General features: G+C 68.8%; 17 protein-coding genes and 2 pseudogenes. 13 read left to right on the top strand and 6 right to left on the bottom strand.

Going from position 1 to position 18,847, the window contains the following annotated elements:
• Window positions 1–58 precede the first annotated feature (58 nt).
• Window positions 59–1,195 (bottom strand): asparaginase, encoded by a 1,137-nt coding sequence (locus tag ACYVO6_RS12700; RefSeq protein WP_461060461.1) that lies wholly within the window; start codon window positions 1,193–1,195, stop codon window positions 59–61.
• A gap of 333 nt (window positions 1,196–1,528) precedes the next feature.
• Here ACYVO6_RS12700 and ACYVO6_RS12695 point away from each other — a divergent pair, with 333 nt between their 5' ends.
• From ACYVO6_RS12695 to ACYVO6_RS12685, 3 genes are all read left to right on the top strand, one after another.
• Window positions 1,529–2,668, top strand: coding sequence for a peptidoglycan recognition protein family protein (locus ACYVO6_RS12695; protein WP_461060458.1), 1,140 nt, complete (start codon window positions 1,529–1,531; stop codon window positions 2,666–2,668).
• Between the two features lie 115 nt (window positions 2,669–2,783).
• Complete coding sequence (locus ACYVO6_RS12690; RefSeq protein WP_461060456.1) at window positions 2,784–3,212, top strand: hypothetical protein; 429 nt, start codon at window positions 2,784–2,786, stop codon at window positions 3,210–3,212.
• Window positions 3,213–3,254: 42 nt separating this feature from the next.
• Window positions 3,255–4,016: a nucleotidyltransferase domain-containing protein gene (locus ACYVO6_RS12685; protein ID WP_461060454.1), complete on the top strand. Its 762-nt coding sequence runs from the start codon at window positions 3,255–3,257 to the stop codon at window positions 4,014–4,016.
• A gap of 302 nt (window positions 4,017–4,318) precedes the next feature.
• Here the strand turns inward: ACYVO6_RS12685 and ACYVO6_RS12680 are convergent, their stop codons facing one another.
• Complete coding sequence (locus ACYVO6_RS12680) at window positions 4,319–4,978, bottom strand: dihydrofolate reductase family protein (RefSeq protein WP_461060452.1); 660 nt, start codon at window positions 4,976–4,978, stop codon at window positions 4,319–4,321.
• Between the two features lie 131 nt (window positions 4,979–5,109).
• Here ACYVO6_RS12680 and ACYVO6_RS12675 point away from each other — a divergent pair, with 131 nt between their 5' ends.
• The 5 genes and pseudogenes from ACYVO6_RS12675 to ACYVO6_RS12655 all read left to right on the top strand — a co-directional run.
• Entirely contained in the window at window positions 5,110–6,072 is a 963-nt protein-coding gene (locus ACYVO6_RS12675) for a phosphotransferase family protein (protein WP_461060450.1), read from the top strand.
• Between the two features lie 254 nt (window positions 6,073–6,326).
• On the top strand, window positions 6,327–7,496 hold the full coding sequence (locus tag ACYVO6_RS12670; RefSeq protein WP_461060448.1) for a hypothetical protein: 1,170 nt from the start codon (window positions 6,327–6,329) through the stop codon (window positions 7,494–7,496).
• A complete protein-coding gene (locus ACYVO6_RS12665) occupies window positions 7,493–7,795 on the top strand; it encodes a hypothetical protein (RefSeq protein ID WP_461060446.1) in 303 nt (100 codons plus the stop codon). The genes ACYVO6_RS12670 and ACYVO6_RS12665 overlap by 4 nt, the downstream gene beginning before the upstream one ends.
• A gap of 507 nt (window positions 7,796–8,302) precedes the next feature.
• Window positions 8,303–9,049 (top strand): class I SAM-dependent methyltransferase, encoded by a 747-nt coding sequence (locus ACYVO6_RS12660; RefSeq protein ID WP_461060444.1) that lies wholly within the window; start codon window positions 8,303–8,305, stop codon window positions 9,047–9,049.
• A gap of 401 nt (window positions 9,050–9,450) precedes the next feature.
• Window positions 9,451–9,579, top strand: a pseudogene (locus tag ACYVO6_RS12655) (3'-5' exonuclease); the annotation flags it as partial.
• 390 nt (window positions 9,580–9,969) lie between these two features.
• Here ACYVO6_RS12655 and ACYVO6_RS12650 read toward each other — a convergent pair.
• Window positions 9,970–10,311, bottom strand: coding sequence for a DUF5713 family protein (locus ACYVO6_RS12650; protein ID WP_461060442.1), 342 nt, complete (start codon window positions 10,309–10,311; stop codon window positions 9,970–9,972).
• 165 nt (window positions 10,312–10,476) lie between these two features.
• Here ACYVO6_RS12650 and ACYVO6_RS12645 point away from each other — a divergent pair, with 165 nt between their 5' ends.
• Both ACYVO6_RS12645 and ACYVO6_RS12640 read left to right on the top strand, forming a co-directional pair.
• The gene (locus tag ACYVO6_RS12645) at window positions 10,477–11,208 is read left to right on the top strand and encodes a DUF7873 family protein (RefSeq protein ID WP_461060440.1); all 732 of its coding nucleotides are present in this window, start codon (window positions 10,477–10,479) and stop codon (window positions 11,206–11,208) included.
• Between the two features lie 607 nt (window positions 11,209–11,815).
• Window positions 11,816–13,726 (top strand): FUSC family protein, encoded by a 1,911-nt coding sequence (locus ACYVO6_RS12640; RefSeq protein ID WP_461060438.1) that lies wholly within the window; start codon window positions 11,816–11,818, stop codon window positions 13,724–13,726.
• 92 nt (window positions 13,727–13,818) lie between these two features.
• Here ACYVO6_RS12640 and ACYVO6_RS12635 read toward each other — a convergent pair.
• Window positions 13,819–14,292: pseudogene (locus ACYVO6_RS12635) on the bottom strand (endonuclease/exonuclease/phosphatase family protein); the annotation flags it as partial.
• A 162-nt stretch (window positions 14,293–14,454) separates the two neighbouring features.
• Between ACYVO6_RS12635 and ACYVO6_RS12630 the strand changes: the two are divergent.
• The gene (locus ACYVO6_RS12630) at window positions 14,455–15,816 is read left to right on the top strand and encodes an amidohydrolase (protein WP_461060436.1); all 1,362 of its coding nucleotides are present in this window, start codon (window positions 14,455–14,457) and stop codon (window positions 15,814–15,816) included.
• 596 nt (window positions 15,817–16,412) lie between these two features.
• Here ACYVO6_RS12630 and ACYVO6_RS12625 read toward each other — a convergent pair.
• Window positions 16,413–16,874 (bottom strand): hypothetical protein, encoded by a 462-nt coding sequence (locus ACYVO6_RS12625; RefSeq protein WP_461060434.1) that lies wholly within the window; start codon window positions 16,872–16,874, stop codon window positions 16,413–16,415.
• 44 nt (window positions 16,875–16,918) lie between these two features.
• Window positions 16,919–17,524, bottom strand: coding sequence for an ATP-binding protein (locus ACYVO6_RS12620; protein ID WP_461060432.1), 606 nt, complete (start codon window positions 17,522–17,524; stop codon window positions 16,919–16,921).
• 179 nt (window positions 17,525–17,703) lie between these two features.
• Between ACYVO6_RS12620 and ACYVO6_RS12615 the strand changes: the two genes are divergently transcribed.
• Both ACYVO6_RS12615 and ACYVO6_RS12610 read left to right on the top strand, forming a co-directional pair.
• On the top strand, window positions 17,704–18,564 hold the full coding sequence (locus ACYVO6_RS12615) for a helix-turn-helix domain-containing protein (RefSeq protein ID WP_461060430.1): 861 nt from the start codon (window positions 17,704–17,706) through the stop codon (window positions 18,562–18,564).
• The gene (locus tag ACYVO6_RS12610; RefSeq protein WP_165268161.1) at window positions 18,565–18,828 is read left to right on the top strand and encodes a DUF397 domain-containing protein; all 264 of its coding nucleotides are present in this window, start codon (window positions 18,565–18,567) and stop codon (window positions 18,826–18,828) included.
• Window positions 18,829–18,847: the final 19 nt, after the last annotated feature.

Below are 18,847 nucleotides of genomic sequence, written 5' to 3'. Positions count from 1 at the left end.
GCGCAACCGACTCCTACCATGAGCGGGCTCACGGAAAACGCTGCCTCTTTCGCGACCCTCACTTCGTCGTGAACTGAGCCGTCCCCAGCGTCCCGAACCACTCCCGGATCTGCTTCTCGTCCTGCGTCGCGGCGAGCGAGAGGAGCAGCAGGAGGCGGGCCTTCTGCGGCGTCAGATCCTCCGCGCCGATGACTCCGGTGGAGTCGGCCGAGCCGTACACCGCCCCCGACCCGGTGCGGGTCGTCGACGCGAACGTCACCCCCTTCTTCACGGCCTCCGTCCGCGCGGTCGACATCGCGGGCGATATCCCACCGGCCCCGGTGCCCGCCGTGACGATGCCCTCGGCTCCCGCGTCCGCGAAGGCCTCGATCGCCTCACCGCCCGCGTCCTGATACGAGTACGCGATCTCCACCTTCGGCAGCGCCTTGCCCTCGCTCCCCTTGCCGACGATCCGGTCCAGGTCGAACGGCGTACGCCAACTCGCCTTCCCGCACTTCTGAACGCGGGCCGGCGCCCGGTTGAGCCGGATGTTGTCCTGGTCGATGACGCCCAGCTCCCCGGACGGGCCGCTCTCGAACGTGTCCATGCGCAGCGCGTTGGTCTTGCGGACCTCTCGCGCCGCCTGGACCTGGTCGTTGAGCATCAGGACGGTCCCGTAGCACTTCGTCTTGCTGCTCGCGGCCAGCTTGATCGCGTTGTAGAGGTTGGCGGGCGCGTCCGTGCCGATGACGGTCCACGGCCGCATGGATCCGGTGAGCACGACCGGCTTGTCGCTGCGTACGGTCAGGTCGAGCCAGTACGCGAACTCCTCCATCGTGTCCGTACCGGTGGTGACCACGACGGCGTCGTTCTTCTTCAGTGCGGCATCGACGGAGGCGGTGAGCTTGCGGTACTCCGCGATGGAGTACCCACCCGACCCCTTGTTGCCGAACTGCTCGGTGCTGACGTCCGCGAGACCGTCCACCTCCGGCCGCAACTCGTCCACCATCTTGGAGATCGCGAGCTGCCCCGACCTGTAGTCCTGGAACGAGACCCGGTTCGTACTGACCCCGGAAATCGTCCCACCGGTACCGATGACCGCGACCTCGGGCAGATCCTTCTTCTCCTTCGGCTGCGCACTCGCACTGGAGAGCGTGGCCCCCGCGGCGACGACGAACGAACAGAGCAGGGCGGCGGTACGGCGGGGGATCTTCACGGGCACGGCTCCTAGCGGGTTCGCGGGACGGCGGGTTCGCCGGTGGGGCGAGTGGCCGATGGGCATTCGCCGCTGACCGTAGGAAGCGCTGTTTTCCCGGGTGTTGCGTGTACGTGTCAATCGTCGTGGCGCCAACTGGGCTTACGCGGCAGGATGGTTGGGCGCCATGGGATTCGCAGGTCAGGCCAACTCTGGCCGAAAGCCCGGGGGTGGTGGCCGGAACATTTCCCCGGAACCGTATGATCCGTTGCGTCTTCAAGTACGGCTGGCGCGCGGGGCCCGTATGCCTTGCAGCCGTCAGGAACGACCACGGAACCCGTAAGGATCCCCCCGATGACTGTTCCCCCCACTTCTCATCGCCCCAAATCCCGCGTCACCCGGCGTGGGCTGATCGGCGCCGCCGGCGCGGTCGCGGCAGGCGCCGTGATCACCCCCGCCGTGATGGCGACCACCAACTCGGACTCCACCGACGCGGATTCCACCAACGCCGACACCACGGCCGCCGAACCCGGTACGACACCGGAGAACTTCCCCAAGACCCGCACCAAGGCGGCCACCGGCGAAGCACCCGTCGAGGCCGCCTTTCCCATCGCCTATGTGGGCCTGACCTGGGCAGGCACGCGCGCAGCCACCGGCGGCGGCATCCGGCTGACCGACGCCGACGGCAGCCAGGGCGCCTGGAAAGACCTGAGCGCCAGCGGCTGTTCGGACAGCAACGGCGGTGTCCTGCTCGTCTCCGCAGGCCAGGCGTCCGGTTACGAGCTGAAGGCCCCGGACGGCGCCACCGAACTGCGGTCCCTGGCCATCGACACCAAGCAGGGCCCGGCGCGCAAGGTGGCCGTTCCGCAGGACACGACCCGGGTGCGCGGCGTCGCCTATCTGACGCGCGCAGCCTGGGGCGCGGACGAGTCGCTGCGCTTCAAGCCGGACGGCTCGGAGAACACGCCGACCGCGTACTACCCGTTCCAGACCCTCACGGTCCACCACACCGCCACCGTCAACGCCGACCCCGACCCGGCCGCCACGGTGCGTGCGATCTACGAGCTCCACGCGGTCACCAACGACTGGGGCGACATCGGCTACCACTTCCTCATCGACGAGAAGGGCACCATCTACGAGGGCCGTTTCTCGGGCGACGACGGCATACCCGCCCACGACGGCGACGGCAACCTCGTCACCGCCTTCCACGCGGCCGGCTTCAACTCGGGCAACCTCGGCATCGCCCTCCTCGGCACCCTGACGACCCAGGGCCCGACCGAAGCCGCCCGCGAGGCACTCACCCGCCTGACCCGTGTCCTGGTCCGCTTCCACGGAGTCGACCCCAAGGCCCAGGTCACGTACACCAACCCGATCAACGGCACCACCAGGGACGTACCGGAAATCAGCGGCCACCGCGACTGGATGGCGACGGAGTGCCCGGGTGAGGTGATGTACGGGGAGCTGGCGGCGCTGCGGGAGGCGGCTGCCGGCTGAGGAAGGGCTGTTCAGTAAGGGCCCGTTCAGTATGGGCTGTCAGTCCGAGGGATTACCGTGGAGCCTCCGGAAGCCGGGTAGTACGCGCTGTGCGTACGGCGACGAAGGGGGCTCCATGGACGCGGAGTTGACGGCACTGGCGGCGGCCGGAGCGACGGCGCTCGTGCAGCAGATGGTGACCGATGGCTGGGTGAACGTCCGGGACCGCGTCGTCGCCTTCTTCTCGCGGGGGAGCGAAGAAGAGGTCATCGAGGGGGAGTTGGAGGAGTCGCGGGCGGAACTGGCCGCCGCATGGGCCGCCGAGGACGAGGAGGCCGCCGCCGATGTACAGGCGTCGTGGCGCAGCCGACTCAGGCGTACGTTGCGGGACAACCCGGAGGCGGTTGCCGAACTCCGCGCCCTGCTCGACGAGTTGGCCCCGCAGTCGGCCGCATCGCAGCACAGCACTGTCCACAACATCCACAACACCATCAACGGCGGCGTACATCACGGCACGGTGATCCAGGCGGGCACGATCGGCGAGCCCCCGCGCCGCCGCCCGTAACCCCTTCGCGGCCCTTGCCCCCTCGCTCGTAGAGTGACCGCCGTGAACGACGACTCCGCCTTCCTCGACCCAGTCGCCGACCGTCTGGCCGCCCTCCCCACCGTCCAGGCGGTGGCCCTCGGCGGCTCCCGGGCCCAGGGCACCCACACCCCCGACAGCGACTGGGACCTTGCCCTCTACTACCGCGGCGACTTCGCCCCCGCCGATCTCCGCGCTCTCGGCTGGCCGGGCGAGGTCTCCGAAGTCGGCGGCTGGGGCGGCGGAGTCTTCAACGGCGGCGCGTGGCTGACGATCGAGGGGCGGCGCGTGGACGTCCATTACCGGGATCTGGACGTGGTGGAGCATGAGTGGGCGGAAGCGGAGGAAGGCCGCTTCCGGGTGGAGCCCCTGATGTTCCACCTCGCAGGAATCCCGACCTACCTCCTCGTCGCCGAGCTCGCAATCAACAAGGTGCTGCGGGGTGAACTGCCGCGCCCTTCCGTCTATCCGCAGGCACTGCGCAAGATCGCTCCCGAGCGCTGGCACGGCATGGCCATCGCCACCCTCGCGTACGCGAAGGCCGGCCACGCCCCGAAGGGCGCCCTCACCCAGGTTGCGGGCGCGATGGCCGTGGCGGCGACGCAGACGGCGCATGCGGTGCTGGCGGCGCGAGGGGAGTGGGTAACCAACGAGAAGCGGTTGCTGGAGCGGGCCGGGTTGCGTGAAGTCGACGTGCTGGTGGGGAACTTGACCTCAGACCCGACGGCCCTCGTCCGAGCGGTCGCGGAGGCCGAGACGCTCTTCAGTCGGGCAGTTTCTCAGTAGCCGCTCCTGAGGACGTCAATCATTGAACTGTTCGCGAGGTGTGACCCGTACGAAAGTCGAACGGCTCCGCCTTCCTCGACCACTTGGCCACCCACCCCTCCGTCCGGACGGCTGGTCCAGCCGCGGTGTGACGGTGTAGTGCGCTGGTGGCACCCGGCGCAGGATCAGCGCGCCGCCGGCCTACGGGTCGGTGCGGGGGTGGTTGAGCGCGACGGCGAGGTCGGAGGCCGCGGTGATCCGGAAGGCGATGATCCGGAAGACGCCGAGTGCTCCTCGTCTCCAGCAGACCTGTGTCACCTGCTTCAGGTCGTGGCCGTCTCGTACTGCGGGCGACCGGTGGTGCGGTAGGTCTGGATCGTCAGCCCCTTCGGGGTGGACCGCAAATCGACCAGCTCGAGTCCTATGTCCGGGCCGGTGGCGGGGAAGAGCCGCGTGCCCTGGCCGACGACCACGGGATAGGTGAGCAGTACGATCTCGTCGACCAGCCGGTGGTCGACCAGCCGCTGGTCGAGCAGCCAGCGGATCAGGGTGCCACTGCCCCACACCTGCAGCTCACCGCCCGGCTCGGCTCTCAGCTCGCCGACGGCGCCCGCGACGTCACCGGACAGGACGGTCGTGTCCGCCCACTGCGGGTCGGTCAGCGTGGTCGAGGCGACGTACTTGGGCCGCGTGTTCAACGCCTCTCCGACGGGGTTTCCCGGATCCATGCCCGCTCCCCAGGAGCCGGCGAAGATCTCGTAGGTCCGCCGGCCGAACAGGAACGCGTCGGCGCGCTGGAAGGCCAGGCTGATGAACGCCGAGGCGTCGTCGTCGAGCAGCGGCGGGGCCCATCCGAAGCGCTCGAATCCGCCGCTGCCGTCCTCGTCCGGCGCGCCGGCTTCGCGCCGGGTCCCTGCCTCGATCCGTCGATGTCCCTGCGTCACTCCATCGACGGAGACGTTCGTGACGGTCGTCAGTTTCATGGTCGCTTCCCTTCGCGCCGGGGTCGTCGTTCGGTACGACCGGACCGCGGCGCCGATCTCATCGGTCGTGCACGGATCTGCTCCAACAAAAGTTTTTGCGCGTGTCGTCGTCCGGATGATGGGGTGGCACGGTGACCAACCACGATGAGGCGGCGGCTGTCCGACCGTTGACCCTGGCTTGGGTGAGTCGGCACCTGGAGGTCGGCGAACGGATCGTCAGAACCGAGGCGCTGCACGGCGGCATCACTGCCGAAATGCGGCGGCTGACCGTCGGCACGCGGGACGGAGACACCCGCGACCTGGTGCTGCGGACCTTCGTCAACCCGTTCTACGTGGAGCACGCCGAGGACTGGCTGAACCGGGAGGCCGACGCCCTGACCCTGCTCACGGGGACCGGCATGCCGGCTCCTGGACTGGTCGCGGTTGATCCGACCGCCGCGCATTGCGAGTATCCATCGCTCCTGATGACACATCTGGCGGGTCGGACGGTCCTCGACGATGAGGGATTGGAGACGCGCGTCCCTCTGTTGGCCCGTCAACTCGTGGCGATCCACGCATTGCGACCTGCCGAGCGGCCCCGGAAGTATGTGACGTTGACGACCGCCGACACCGTCGTGGTTCCGAAGGGCGCCGACGCGGCGGCGTGGGCCGCGGCGATCGACGTGATCCGCAAGCCCGTGCCGCCCTATGAAGGGCGATTCCTGCACCGGGACTTCCAGCCCGGCAATGTGCTGTTCGACGTGCCGCCCCCAAGGCCGGCAGGTGCCCGGATCACCGGCGTCGTCGACTGGGCAGCGACCTCCTGGGGCCCGGCGGATCTCGATGTGGCGCACTGCTCCGTCAATCTCGCGCTGCTGCACGGCCCGGCGTGGGGTCTGCGGTTCCCTGAGGCGTATGAGGAGGCCGGCGGGGTGCTGGCCGCGGCCGCGAGCGAGCGGCTGTACTGGCTGGTACGGGACGGGCTGGCGTCGTCAGAAGAAGTGCAGTCGGTGTCACAGCCATGGCGGGAGGCAGGGAGGACAGACCTGACGACGCGAGTCGTGGAGGAGCGGCTGGATGCCTATGTCACCGCCCTGATGGACACGCTGGGCTGAGCCAAGACGGTCCGGGGCGCGGGCACGGCGGCAAGCGCCGGGACCGCCTTCCACGTCCGGCAGCGGAGACGATCGCACACATCGACGCGGCTGCTCGACTGATCTGGACGTACATGCACAAGGTCATGTCTCGTCGCGCCGGGATGCCCATCCGGCGATGGCACGGTTCGGGTGGCTACGGACAGGAGCCAGAACGTATGCTCTGCGGCCCTGGGCCGGGGACTGGGGGTGAGTACGAGGTGGGTGACCCGTACGTGAACACGCGCGCGGTCAAGATCAACGTGGCGATCGCTGTGGTCCTGCTTCTGTTCGTCTCCGTGGTGGTCCTGCGTGCCACCAGCGACTCCGACATGACCTGGAACTATGACAAGGCATTCGACAAGAGGGACAACGGCACGACCGTGCTGTCCGGCGTGATGGCGACCGCCACCGACGACATCTGGGCGGCGGGCCAGTCCACCCCCGACATCGGCAGACCAGGAGACGAGTCGGCCGACGACGGCTTCCTCCTGCACTACGACGGCACCGACTGGCAGCGCCGCCCCATGCCGGCGTCGTTCGGCACCAGCGTCTACGACGCGCGCTTCGACGCCGTGGACTCCGGCGGACTCCTGCTGACGGCGGGCCTGGACCTCAACTCGCTGCGGATGGCCCACTGGGACGGCACCCGCTGGACGGCGCTGCCCAAGCTCCCCGGCGACCCCCGCGCCGCCGACATCAAGGCCCTCGCCCCGGACGACATCTGGGTCCTCGACGGCGCGACCGTGGCGTACCACTGGGACGGCACCCGCTGGACGGCCATGGACCTGCCCACCACCGTCACCGCACTCGACGGCGCCGCGTCCGACGACCTGTGGGCGGTCGGCAGCCGCTACGGGAAGGGGGACGCGGGCCCGGGGCTGCCGGGCGGCCAGCCCGCCGCCGTGCACTGGGACGGCCGTGCCTGGAAGCTCGTACCGACGCCGGAGTACCACTACACGGTCCCGGCCCCCGAGCAGACGGCGCTCCTCACCGAGGTCGTCGCGCTGGACGGCGACGTACATGCCTACGGCGAGCTCACCTCCGTCAGCGAGGACGACGAGCCCGACCCACCGGCGGAGAACATCCACCTGCGCTGGAACGGCACCCGCTGGACCAAGCTGCCGAACGCCGAGGGATCATGCGCCGACCGCGGCCACGCGGTCCGCGACGGCGAGCGCGGGGAGGTCCTCAGCGCCCGCAAGTACCTCACCGCGGACGGCAGTTGCGAACGAATCGCGGATCCAGAGCCACCGAGCAGCTACGGCATCAAGGGAAAGGCATGGTTCCGGCTGAACGCCATCACGGCGGTCCCGGGCACCGACAAGATCCTCGGAGTCGGCTCCGTGGCATCGGCGAGCAGCGATCCCGCGTACAAGGTCGTCATCGTCAGCCTGAAGCGGTGAGGCCCGCCAACTGGCCCGGTGCTGCCGTGTGCGCCGCCGTCCTCGCTCCGGGAACCCTGGTGACGAGCTACGTCGTCCTCACCGCCTACATGGTCGAGCCAGACGGCCCCTGGGACAGCCAAGCCGTGACCAACTCCAGCATCGCAGCCGGCGCCGGCCTGGTCTTCTCCGGCGTCATGGCCCTGCTGACGTGGCTGTTCATCAAGGCCAAGTGGCTACGCAAGTGGTGGTACGCCATCCCCACGGCACTGGCCATCGCCGCGCTGCTGCGGCTGACGGTGCTCGCGCCGGAGATCTGACTCGGTGCCCATTGGGATCTATGTTTCTGAGCCTGCCCACTCCGCCCCAAGTGCCTCGTCCGGCACATGCGACCCCGCCGACGCGGCGAGATGATGCGGCTCGCGCAAGGCTGCAAGGACTGCGACAACGGCACCGCAAGCGTGGAGCCTGCCGCTCCGTGGTGAGCTGCGGGAGAGGGGAAGGCTGTTGCGCGGAATGGTGACACTTAGCCCCCGAGTGTCACCATTCCGCGCAACAGCCTCCCTCCCCCTCACGGCCACAGCGGCTGCCCCCCCGTGTCCTGTCTCAGTGAAACTGGGGCAGTCCCAGTCTTTCTGAGGCATCGCTGCCGCGCCTTCCCTACGGTCGCTGTACCGCGTCGGCGCTTGGTCATGGGGGCCGGGATGGATGCAGCGGACTACTGAGTTCGGCCTGATCTTCCCCCGCTACTGATTTGACGCCAGACGCCGGGGCAAATGGCATGAAAGCACTGTCCCCGGCGCCTTGGGGCCACAGAGGATGGTCGCATGACGATCACTTCGCAGGCTCGTTCCTTCGACAAGGCTGCCGCCAGCTATGCAGCAAACCGTCCTTCGTATCCGCCCGCCCTGCTCGATGCGGTCGAGGAACTCGCCGCCCACCCCTTAAAGGACGCCCGCGTCGCGGATATCGGAGCCGGTACAGGACTGGCGACCGCCCTCCTCCGCGCCCGTGGTGCGTATGTCGTCGCGGTCGAACCCGGCCTTGGAATGGGTTCCCAGTTCCGCCTCAGACTGCCCGACGTCCCTCTCGTGCTCGGTGACGGCAACAACCTCCCGCTTGCCTCCCAGTCCATCGACATCCTCACCTATGCCCAAGCCTGGCACTGGACCGATCCACGCAAGTCCGTCCCAGAAGCTCTCCGAGTACTTCGCCCCGGCGGCGCACTCGCCCTCTGGTGGAACGACTCAGACAGCACTGTCCCCTGGATAGCCGACCAGGATGCCCGCCTGCGCCGCCTCTTCAGCGCTGAGGACAGCGAACCCGACCCCATGGCCCGATTCCGCCGGCTGCCGCCCGAACTCAGCTTCGTCCACCGACAGGTGTCATGGACCAGGAGCGTCCCGCTCGATACACACCTCGCGAACCTCTCCAGCTACTCCGACTTCCTAGTCCTTGGCGACAACGCCACCAAGTCGTTCCTGGCTGAGGAGCGGGACCTCCTCACGGAAGTCTTCCCCGATGGGATAGTCGATGAGCAGTACGTGGTCAGCCTGGCCGTTGCTACCCGTTGACGTCGTACTGCGATGGAGACCTGCACCGGATTTGCACTGATGTGACCGCAACATCAGCGTCGTCGGGGTCTGTCAACTGGCGGGTGCTCATGCGCCGTTGCTCCGTCAGGCACTGAGGCAGGGCGAACGGGCGGCCCTGCTGCTGGCGTTGGCCGTCACCGCCGTCTACGTACTGGACCGGTGGGTGGCCTGGGGATATGTCCTCGCGGTCCGGGAAGGACGCAAGAAGATCGGCGACAGGCCGTTGGGCACTGGGGCACTACTTCCGGCCCGCCGGCCGCTGACCTCCTACAGCGGAAGCCACGCGCTCGGCCCGCCCGGGCTTCGGGCTCCCGTGGGACGAGACCCTCGACGCCATCGCTGACCAGGTCAAGGCCTGGCACGACATCCCCTGGCAACGCACGGACCCGCTCCGCCACCGCCGCGAGCTGCAACGGGCGCGCTCCATCCTCTTCGTCGCGGCGACACGGGCCCGCGATGCGCTGGCGATCTTCTGGCATGGGGAGCCGAGCCGGTTCCTGGCGCCTTTGGGGCGTCTAACAGGGCCTGGGGTCACGGGAGTTCGGCAGAATTCCATCGGCCTGTGCGCCGTCAGTGTGCCAACGTGCGCCCCACCCTCACTACTTGGACCCCCATCCTGACGATACGTACGGTCTTGAGTGATCGCGGTAAACACCCAAGACCGGAATGACCTGAGGACAGTGCGCGGCGTGGGGTGGGCGCGCGGACATCGGGCACTGGCCGAGCGGGTGGTGTCCCCAGGGGTGCTGTGTCCCACAGCCTGAGCACCCCGCCCCGCTGTGTTCACGCGTCGCTCGTTTGAGCGCCTCAAGGGCATATTTGCCTTGGGTGTTCACGCTGTGCGCGCCGGGGGTCATGGGCCGGGCCCGCGATGCGCACGGTTCGAGCCCGGTCGTGGCTCACCAGTCCCGGGTGGCGATCAGTTCTTCTATGTCCGCGTCTGTGAAGCCGTAGGCCGACGCGACGAACCCGAAGTCCTCGGCGATCCCCTCCCGCGCTACCGTCTCGATCTCACTGCCGGCTGCCTCGAACTCCGACTCCAGCAGGTTGAACTCCTCCGTCGCGGCGTGGGTGAAGGCATACAGGGCCGTCAGATCCGACGGCTGCTCGGCCTCGATCCGCTCGCACAGTCGCAGCAGGATCGCCTTGCCCTTGTCGAGGACGTGATCGGGGAAGTACGTGTCCGCGTACAGCTGCTTCAGAAACGTGTACCCCGCTACCTGCTCGTTTGTGATCGGCATAGCACCCCATCCCTGTAGAAGAACCGACGCGGCCGATCATGCACCAGGCCACTGACAACGCCCCCGCCTGAGTTCGCCCGGTCAGCTCGCGTCACCGCGGTGGCGAAGGAACGTCTTCGAATACCCCTTCGTAAATGCCCAGTTGTTACTGATACCGTCTCCGACGTGGCGAAACTCAATCAGATCATCGCAGTCGAGAAGGGCGTCAAGGCCAAGTCCCACCAGGACCTGACAGCCGCTCACCATGGGCTGCAGAAGCCCGCCCTGCTGGCCGGTATCTCGCGTACGTATCAGCCGAAGGACGAGGAGGGTGAGCAGTTGCCGCCCGAGTCGACTCGGGTGCAGGTGAAGGCCGAGGACGTGTTGCGGGACACCGCGGCGGTCCTTACGCGGCTGTTCGATGTGACCGCCACCAAGGACTGGGCCAACACCTCGGCCAGGGCGGACATCACCGTCGACGGGCGGGTGCTCGTCGCCGATGTGCCGGTGTCCTATCTGCTGTTTCTGGAGAAGCAGCTCACCGATCTCAACACCTTTGTGCGGAAGTTGCCGGTGCTCGACGCCTCCGAGTCGTGGGTGCAGGACCCGTCCACCGACGCCTGGAAGACCGAGCCGGTCCGGACGCTTCGTACGAAGAAGGTGCCTCGGAACCATGTGAAGGCCGAAGCCACCGAGAAGCATCCGGCGCAGGTCGAGGTGTACTACGAGGACATACCGGTCGGGTACTGGACTACCGTCAAGTTCTCGGGTGCCCTTCCCGCCCGGCGCGTGAACGAACTGCTCGACCGGGTCGAGAAGTTGCAGCAGGCCGTCAAGTTCGCCCGGGAAGAGGCGAACGGCGTCGATGTCGTCGACCAGCGGGTCGGTGACGCCGTGTTCGGCTACCTGTTCGGGTAGCCTCAGAAACTCCCCGGCCATCAGCCACCGGCCGGGGTGCGCGAGGAGCGCAAAGCTGAAGCTGAGCCTTGTCGTGACTGCGTGGTCCCGGATCGGGAACCGCGATCAATCTCAGACTATTGCTCCAGACTCAGCATTCGCCGCCGATCGCCGGATCGACCGGGCCCAGGCCCCGGACGTCGAAATGCCGGTTCAAGTCCGGCCCGCACAGCTCGATGTGCGGTGGTCCAAAGGCAGGACGCGGCGACTTCACACTGACCTGGGTCCTCAAGCGTGCCGGCGTGCGACATGGGCGGCAGATCAGGGCTCGGGGGCCGGCTACGCCCCCGGGTCCGCTCCTTTTTGCGCGCACATCGCCCACCCTCTGGTTCGCGCACACCGCCTACCACCGCGTTCGCGCACATCGCCTACACTCCGGGGCCCGCTCCAACCGCCGTAGACCCGGATTGCGTTCATAAAGAACGTGGCCTCCCAGCCATCCGTCACCTCGCTGAAATGCGAGAGTTGCATTCGCTCCAGGACCACGATCTACCGTGGGCACCACACAACACCGCCCGGCCGACGTCGCCCGAAGGCACACCCCCGCCCTCGTACTGACAGGAGCCCCGTGTCCCACCCCGCCCTTGCTCTGCCTCCCTGGCTCGCCCATGCGCTGCGCGCCCAGCGAGGGCCCGTGCCCTGGAGCGCGGTCGTACGGGGAGCGCTGGCCGCCGGTCCTTTGCTGCTCGTGGCCGTCCTCGTCGACCGCCCCTCCATCGGAGTCGTGGCCGCCCTCGGCGCCATGCTCGCCGGGATCAACGACCGGCCCGGGAGCCGGAGGTCGTCGATCAGGCGGCTCGGGGTGCCGACGCTCGCCGGGGCCGCGGGACTGTACCTGGGGACGTACCTCGGTGAGCAGGCCGGAGCGGTGCTGCTGACCTTGGGGCTGACCGGGCTCGGTCTGGTGGGCGGGGCTGTCAGTGCTGTGGGGCCGGTGGCTTCCGGAGCCGGGACGCAGTTGCTTGTCGCCGCTGCCGTGGGGGCCGGGATGCCGTTGCCCGAAGCTGGGTGGCAGCGCGCCTTGTTCTTCCTCGGCGGTGCGGTCTGGCTGATCGTGCTGCGGCTTGTGCTGCCGACACCCGGGGCCCTGGTCAGTGACTTCCGTTTCGACGGGGAACGGGAAGCCGTCGCCTCCGTGTACGACGCCGTCGCCGCGCTGCTCGCCGCCGTGGGCGGTGAGGACGCCATGGCCCGGCGCGCCGCGCTGACCGCCGCGCTCGATCATGCGCAGGACGCGCTCGGGGGGCCGCGGCTGCGGCGGTACGCCAGTTCCGCGGCCGAGCGGCGGCTGCGGGCGCAGTACGCCGCCGCGCTGCCCCTCGCCGAGGCCGCGACCGCGCTCGCCTGGGCCGGAGACGCCTTGCCCGCGCGCGCGGCGGAGGGGCCGCGACGGCTCGCTGTCGCCGTACGGACGGGGGAGGCTTGTGGGCCCTTGCCCGCGCCCGCCCGTTCCGTACCGGGGTTGCGGGCCCTCGACGACGCGCTGCTGCACGCGGCCGAGGCCTTCGACCGGGGTGGCGGGAAGAGTGCCCCCAAGGGTTCCAGCGGGCCCATCGACCTCGGTGCCCAGCAGACCGCGCGCCATGGTCTGCACATACGTCCCCTCCGCACCAAGGCCCTCCTGCGCACGGTCACCGGCGCCGGAGGCCGCGAGTACGGGCTCCGGGTGGCGCTGAGCTTCGGCGCGAGTGCCGCCGTCGCGCAGGCGCTGCACCATGTGCACTGGTACTGGCTCCCGGCCACCGCCGTCTTCCTCGTCAAGCCCGACCTCGGGCCGCTCGTCTCGCGCGTACTGAACCGGGCGGCGGGGACCGTCTTCGGTGCCGTCCTCTTCGCGGGGCTCGCGGCCCTGCTGCCTCAGCCGGGAGGGCTCGTGGCGGTCGTGGCGATCAGCGGTGCCCTGATCCCCATCGCCACCCGGCACTTCGCCGCCCAGACCGCCGTCGTCACTGTCCTGGTGCTCTCGCTCGTCATGGTCGGCGGCGAACCGCAGGCCTCCTGGAGCCGGATCGGGGAGACTCTGCTGGCCTGCGCGATCGTGCTGCTCGTCGGGCATCTGCCGGCGCCGGGGCAGCGCGGCGGGAACGTACGGGCCCGGCTGGGGCAGGCGGCCGACGCGGCGCACGCGTACCTGGCGCATGTGCTGAGCGGGACCGACGACCGGGCGGCGCGCTGGGCCCTGCGCCGCGAGGCCTATCGGACGCTGGCCGAGGCCCGCGCCGCGATCGACCGCGCCTCCGCCGAACTCCCCACCCTGGCACGGCACACGGAAGGCACCGACGAGGTGGCGGCCACGCTCGAACGCCTCGTGGACACGACCACCGCCTGCGCCGTCCACCTCGACGACACGGGACGGCTCACCCCTCAGCACACCGAACGCCTCGCCACCCTGCTCGACGAACTCGTCGAGCAGCGGGAGCGGGCGGGGCTCACCTCGGAGGACGGCCGGTCGGGGAACCCGCTGAACCTGAGCGCCTGATGAACCTGCGTACCTGATCCGAGGAAGCCGCTCTCACACCCGTAGCTTCACACCCGTATTCGCGCCCACACCGGAGCATGATCCGACCCTGCCTCGTCCCGCGGCTGGAACCGTCCGCCCGGATACGTCAGCAGCTTCGACTTCAGGTGGCACACCGCCACCGTCAGGGTCATCGCGCCCATGGCGATCTCCACCGCCAGGAAACCGCGGCCCGTACGATCTACCGGCTCCCCGTCGTCGTCACCCTGCACGGGCCGCAGTGGTGCGGGAAAGGCGTTCGTGTCGGCCTGTACCCGCAGTGCGGGGCGGCCGAGGAAACCGACCCTGATGCCACGGCCGTCCGGGTGCTCCGAGAGCGCGATGTGCCAGTCGCCGTCCAGCATGTCGGCCAGATCCCACAGCGCCGCCGGGTCGCCGACCTCCTGCACACCGAGCAGTGTGGGGTCGAGGTCCGTGATTATCGAGGCAAGGGCGGTGAGCTTCGCTTTGTACGCGGCCTCGTTCCTCGGGCCGAACCGGCCGCCGGGCCGATACAGGTTCTCCAGATTCCAGGTGCCGAGAAGCATGCCGGGCTCCTTCCGGGGAGCGCTGCCGGTCGAAAGGTGCGGTCGAGAGGTGACGTGGATCGGTGACGCCAGAGTGCGCGCCGAACCCTTGTGGCGACAGGGCAAGGACCGGATGCACGGTTCACCTCACCCGGCGGCACGACCCCGTCGTACCGTGGCGTGATGACATCGCCCGACGCGAAGAACGCCGCCGATCTCATCATCACGGGGTGCACCGCCCTCGTGCACGACGATCATGAACAGATCGACTTCGTCGAGGACGCCACCATCGTCGTACGGGACGGACTCATCGAGACCGTGACGACCGACGACCCGGATGACACCCCCGCGACGGAACGCATCGACGCGCACGGCCAGATCGCGATGCCCGGCCTGGTCAACTGCCATACGCACGCACCGATGGTCGCGCTGCGCGGTATCGCCGAGGACCTGCCGCTCGAGGAGTGGTTCAACGACGTCATCTGGCCCATCGAGTCCAACCTCACGGACAAGGACGTGGAGTTGGGCGCGCGGCTCGCCTGCGCCGAGATGATCCGGGGCGGTGTCACCTGCTTCGCGGACCACTACTTCTCCATGGACACCGTCGCCGCCGTGGTGGCCGAGTGCGGGATGCGCGCCAACCTCGGAGAGGCCTACTTCTCCTCGCAGGGGACCGAGGGCCGCGAGCGGTCACTGGACTTCGCGCTACGACAGCGGGGCGCAGCCAACGGCCGCATCACCACCTCGCTCGCCCCGCACGCCCCGTACACCGTCGACGACGCCGACCTCGCCGCCACCGCTCAACTCGCCGGCGAGCACGATCTGCTGGTGCACATCCATGCCTCCGAGAACCGCGACCAGACCGACACCAGTCTGGCCCGGCACGGCCGCACACCGATCGAGATCCTTCAGGGCGCCGGGCTCCTCGACGTCGACCTGCTCATCGCCCACGGCACGGGCATCGTGGAGCGCGACCTGCCGGTCCTCGCCGGCGCCACGGGACGCGTCGCCGTGGCCAGCGCACCCCGCGGCTACCTCAAGTTCGCCTGGCCCACCACCACACCGGTACGCGCCCTGCGGGAACTCGGCATCCCCGTCGGGCTCGGCACCGATGGGGCCGCCTCGAACAGTTCCCTGGACGTGTGGGACGCCATGGCCCTCACCGCGCTGATGCAGAAGTCGACGGAGGGTGACCCGCGCTGGCTCACCTCGCGGCAGGCCCTGCATCACGCGACGCTGCAGAGCGCGCGGGCGGTCGGACTCGGCGAGCAGATCGGCAGCCTCGCCCCGGGACGCAAGGCCGACATCATCCTCGTCGACCTGAGCAGCCCGCATACCCAGCCCGTCCACGACCTCCCCGCCACCCTGGTCCACAGCGCCCGCTCCAGCGACGTACGCACGACGATCGTCGACGGCCGGGTCCTCATGCGCGACCGCGAGCTGCTGACGCTCGATGTGCCGGGAATCGTGGGTGAGCTGGCGGAACGGATGCCGTCGCTGCTCGACCGGAGCCATGGCAGGAAGATCCAGGAGTACGACGCCTGAGGGGCGGGCGTCAGCGCTGGGGCGCCTGCGGGCAGCGAAAGGGTCCGATATCACTACGAGTGCGAAGACTGACACGAAACGTCACGAAAGCTGAGAGATCACTCACATTGAGGCAGTAACCGAGTGTCAGCTACGTCTCAGTACGGTCACTCAGCGATCCATTTCCCCCATGGTTGGCGTTTAACTCTAGGAGAACAGCGCTTCTACGGGAGCAGCGCTACATGGAGGTGCAAGGTGAACGGGCGAACAGTGCTTGGGCGCTTTCCGGCTGGTGGGCCGCGTGGTTCGTGGCCGGCGGAGGAGTTCGCACAGGCGTGCCGCCTGGAAGGGCAGCAGGCCGAGGTGGTCATGGACCTGACGTCGGATGCGTTCCTGGTGGTTGTGCCGGATGCCTCCGGCGGTTGAGCAGGTACCTACGGGGGTGGTGGGGTCGGTTCGTTGGCGGGTGCGGGGTTCGTTGTGGCTTGTCGCTCCCCCACTCTCGGCTTCGCTCGAGCGGGGGGACTCCCATGAGCGGGGGGACCCCCATCGCGGCGGAGCCGCACATTGACACAGCCCCGCGCCCCTAAGGGGCGCGACAGCCGCCCAACCGCCTATCAGGCGCGAACCACCCGCGACCACACCGGCGCCGTCCCCGTAACCCGGCACAGCGCCAGATACAGCGGTATCGGTGGCGTGTACGGAAGTGTGCTGTCCGGCTTGTGGATCAGGTCCGGGAGAGGAAGCGCGGGTGAGCCCGGGACCACCGCCCCCGTCGCGTAGTGCGTGGGCGAAGGCCACTCCAGGGAGACGTCGGAGTCGGCCGGGAGCAGCCACCACCACTGGGAAGCGTCGGCGTATACGCAGCCGACGCGAGGTAGCCGGGACATCAGTGGGGGGCCGAATCGCGCGGGCATCGCCACCGCGTCGCAGCCGAGCGGCGCCCGCATACCCTCCGGCACAGCGAGCCGTCGCAACGCCCCCGCCTCGGACGGTGCCCGCAGTGAATGCCGCAGACGAACCAGCGTGTCCAGGTGAAGCACCCGAGGCACCCCGGCCGACGTAGCCCTCACACCCATTCAGCCCCGTCCGTTCTCAAGTTTTCGAACGTCTTCGAAACGATTCAGAACCAGTGCCCTGCCGAAGGGCCGTCCGACCCGGTCAAGGCAGAGCCGGTTCGCGAGGAGCCGGCTGGGGCCGGCCGGCTCCTCGCACTCCAGCCCAGGTCCGACCGCGGCTCGGCGCCGTTGTTCGCCGAGCGCGGCAGGTCCGCCCAGACCAGCAGTCCGGGTCCGGAATCCTGGGCGCCCCAGGCACTGCACACCGCAGCGACGAGAAGCAATCCCCTCCCGTGCTCCTCCTCGGGGCGCTGTGGCGAAGGGTGGGGCTCACCCGTCGCGCACCCCTCGTCGCGTACGGCTATTCGCACCCGGTCGTCGCCGTCGTGCAGCTCGCACACCACCTGGCGGCTCGCCGTGTGCACGACCGCGTTGGTGACCAGTTCGGAGACGACCAGCTCCGCCGTGTCGCAGGTGTCCTCACAGACGGCCCACCCCGAAAGCCGGGCGCGCGTAAGGCGCCGGGCTTGCGCGGCGGAACCCGGATGCGCGGCCAGCTCGAAACGAAACCGGCGCTCGGCAGCCGCATCGGCGGCGCCGAGACCGAACCGGTTCCCGGCGGCGTCAGCGGCGTCTGCTCTTAACGACGAAGGCGGAGTCACGCTTGCCACTATCTCCCCGTCGTGAACACTTGGCAAGAGTCACTCTGAAAATTTCAGAGTGCAGTGTTCCGGGCTGAGGGGACCATGGCACACTGCATCGCAACAGCACGTGACGCGGCGTCTGTTGGGTACTCGCCGGATACCCACCGGGCGCCGCCCGGGCTGTTCAGGACTATGTGGAGGTGGACGTGAGTGAGCCACGGTCCGCGCCGACGGTCGGGCAGGTCGTCCTCGGACGGCGCCTGCTGGACCTGCGGGAGCGCGCGGGGCTCAAGCGCGAGGAGGCGGCGCGCATACTGCGCGTCACGGCCGCCACCGTCCGCCGCATGGAGATGGCCGAGGTCGCCCTCAAGATCCCGTATCTCCAGCTTCTGCTGAAGGCGTACGGCGTCTCCGGCGAGGAGTCCGACGCCTTCGTCACCCTCGCCGAGGAGGCCAACCAACCCGGCTGGTGGCAGCGGTTCCACGACATCCTGCCGGGCTGGTTCTCGATGTACGTCAGCCTGGAGGGCGCGGCCGGCCTCATCCGCTCTTACGAACCCCACTTCGTGCCCGGACTGATGCAGACCGAGGAGTACGCCTATGGCGTCATGGAATCCGGCGCCATCGGCCAGACGAGACCCGAGGACATAGAACGTCATGTGGCGCTGCGCATGCAGCGCCAGGAGCTGCTCACGCGTGAGGACGCGCCACGGTTCTGGGTCGTGATGGACGAGACGGCCGTGCGCCGGCCCGTCGGCGGCCCCGAGGTGATGCGCGCCCAGATCGACAAGCTGCTCGAGATCACGAAACTGCCGAACGTGACGCTGCAGATAGCCCCGTTCTCCTCGGGGCCGCACGCGGGTACGTACGGGCCCTTCGTGCTCTTCCGATTCGCCATGCCCGAACTTCCGGACATGGTCTACAGCGAGTACCTGACCGGCGCCGTCTATCTGGACGCGCGTGCCGAGGTGGCCACCCATCTCGAGGTCATGGACCGCATGGCGGCGCAGGCCGCCACAGCGCATCGCACGAACGAGATCCTCCTGGATCTCCGCAAGGAGCTGTGAATGAATCGCATCAAGTCCCGGGTTCACAACGGGCGGATCTACAACGGCATGCCCGCACGGGAGTTGGGCAGCGAAGGCTGGCACAAGCCCTGGAGCGGGGGCAACGGCGGCAACTGCCTGGAGGCGATGAAGCTCGCCGACGGCCGTATCGCGGTCCGTCAGTCGGCGGATCCGGACGGCCCCGCCCTCATCTACACCCCCGGCGAGATGACCGCGTTCATTCAGGGCGCCAAGGCGGGAGAGGCGGACTTCCTGCTGTCTTGAGGCTCTTGTTCACCAACTC

The organism is Streptomyces pseudoechinosporeus, from assembly GCF_054783935.1.
Note: the sequence above shows the minus strand (reverse complement) of the source record. Positions and strands in the feature narration are given on the sequence as shown.